At 65.8% G+C, this 1,963-nt stretch carries 2 protein-coding genes; one reads left to right on the top strand and one right to left on the bottom strand.

The window, feature by feature from the left end; all coding sequences use genetic code 11:
- Nucleotides 1-13: 13 nt before the first annotated feature.
- Nucleotides 14-904: a universal stress protein gene (locus HMPREF9440_RS02750; RefSeq protein ID WP_008541276.1), complete on the bottom strand. Its 891-nt coding sequence runs from the start codon at nt 902-904 to the stop codon at nt 14-16.
- Nucleotides 905-1,524: 620 nt separating this feature from the next.
- Here HMPREF9440_RS02750 and HMPREF9440_RS02745 point away from each other — a divergent pair.
- A complete protein-coding gene (locus HMPREF9440_RS02745) occupies nt 1,525-1,941 on the top strand; it encodes a cupin domain-containing protein (RefSeq protein ID WP_040763312.1) in 417 nt (138 codons plus the stop codon).
- Nucleotides 1,942-1,963 lie beyond the last annotated feature (22 nt).

Below are 1,963 nucleotides of genomic sequence, written 5' to 3'. Positions count from 1 at the left end.
CGCCGTCACCCCATCACTTGCGGATGACGAGCACCGGCTGCGTCGTGTTCGCGGCGACCTTCATCGCCACCGACCCCAACACCGCGGCGGAGAAGTTCCCGCGGCCGTGCGAGCCCATGACGATCATGTCGAGGTTGTCGGCGGCGTACTTCGCGATCTGGTCGGCGGCCGTGCCCACCATGCTCACCTTCTTCACGGGAACGTCCGCGTCCGCGAAGATCTTTTCAACCGGCGCGAAGACTTCGTCGTTGAGTTCATCCGCGATCGTGCGCTGGATGCCGGTCACCGACACCGCGCCGTCCATTTCGGGCGCGACGTTCAGAAGCGTCGACGGACCTTCCGCGACGTGGAGGATCTCGAACGTGGCATCGTCGCCGAAGAGCTCGCGGTTGGCGAGGACGTAGTTCACCGCGGCTTCGCCGTAGGCGCTGCCGTCGATCGCGACGCCGACGCGCATGGCCTTCGGGGGCACGACGGAGCCTTCACGCAGAATCAGAACCGGGGTCTTCACCTGCGAGAGGACCGCGTTCGTGAAGGACCCGAGGAAGAACCCGCGGATCGGGTTCAGCCCGCGCGAGCCCATGACGATCAGGTCCGCGCCCGAGGCTTCCGCCTCCTTCGCGACGCCCGCACCGGCTTCGCCGATCTTCACGACTTCCTTCGGGGTGATGCCGGCGGCTTCGATGTCCTCGCGTAGCGCATCGAAGACCTTGCGGCCCTCTTCCTGGTAGACGGCGTTGACGGCCTCAAGGCCGAACACGCGCGAGAGCCCTTCGCTCGGGCCCGTCTGGACGTTCAGAAGCTCGATCTCGGGCGAAGCCCCGAGAAGCGTCTCGCGGGTGCCCAAGAAACGGATGAGTCGGCGGCTCTCTTCGCTGCCGTCGACGGGAACCAAAATGCGCATGGCGTGTCCTCCTGGTCGGGGGCGGGCCCGGGGGTTGGGCGCGCCCGGTGCTGCGGGGAGTCTTCCGGCGCTTGAGCCGGACCGCCTCCCCGGGCACGAATGGTTGTTCGGTCCGAAAACGCGTCGGCCGCGCACCCGGTTTTTGCCCGCCGGGAGTGCGCGCACGATCCGTTTTCTTGCTTCGATTGTCGCCCGACCTCACCTATTTGTCCATGCCGGAGTTCCTTATTCGGCTTGACGCACACGGGAGTGAAGGCGCAGGCACGTTGACCCAGGGCGGCCCCCGGCGGCTTCAGGGCGTCCCGTTGAGCCCGCTCCCGACCACCCTCCCCAGATTCATGCCGGAACCGACTCAGCTTCCATGCGGAAAACGCATGAGTCGGGCGATTCCCTTGCCCGATCTCATGCGGTGCTTGACCGATCTTCCCAAGGTGCATGCCGAGGCCTTCCGACCCTCTCCGCGCGCGGGAGAATCGAAACGGACAAGAGCGTTCGGGAGCGCGGCGCGCGGCCTCATCGAGACACTGAAGGATCCCCCAGGCGTGATTTCCGCCGTGATTTCCGCCGCACGCACCCGACACCCCCGATACGCCCAACACGCACAACCAAGGACCAAGACCATGAGCGACAACCACCAAGTCCCCGTCTCCGTTTTCGAGCAAGGCGGCCCCAATCCCTACCGGAAGTTCTTCACGGGCGAGACGCTCCTCTCGATGCTCGTGGAACCGAACGACGGCGTCTTCAACTGCCCGATCGGAAACGTCACCTTCACGCCGGGCGCCCGCACGAACTGGCACAAGCATTCGGGCGGGCAGATCCTGCTCGTTCTGGAAGGGCTCGGCCGCTACTGCGAACGCGGCGGCAGGATCCGCATCCTCCGCCCGGGCGACGTCGTGAAGATCCCGCCCGAAGTCGAACACTGGCACGGCGCGGACGAGAGGATCGGGATGGTGCACATCTCGATCGAAACCAACGTCCCGAACAACAAGGCCGAGTGGCTTGAACCCGTAACGGACGAAGAGTATCAGGCCTTCTGAGCCGAGGGCCCGACGCCCCGAC

The organism is Sutterella parvirubra YIT 11816, assembly GCF_000250875.1.
GTDB lineage: Bacteria > Pseudomonadota > Gammaproteobacteria > Burkholderiales > Burkholderiaceae_F > Sutterella > Sutterella parvirubra.
Note: the sequence above shows the minus strand (reverse complement) of the source record. Positions and strands in the feature narration are given on the sequence as shown.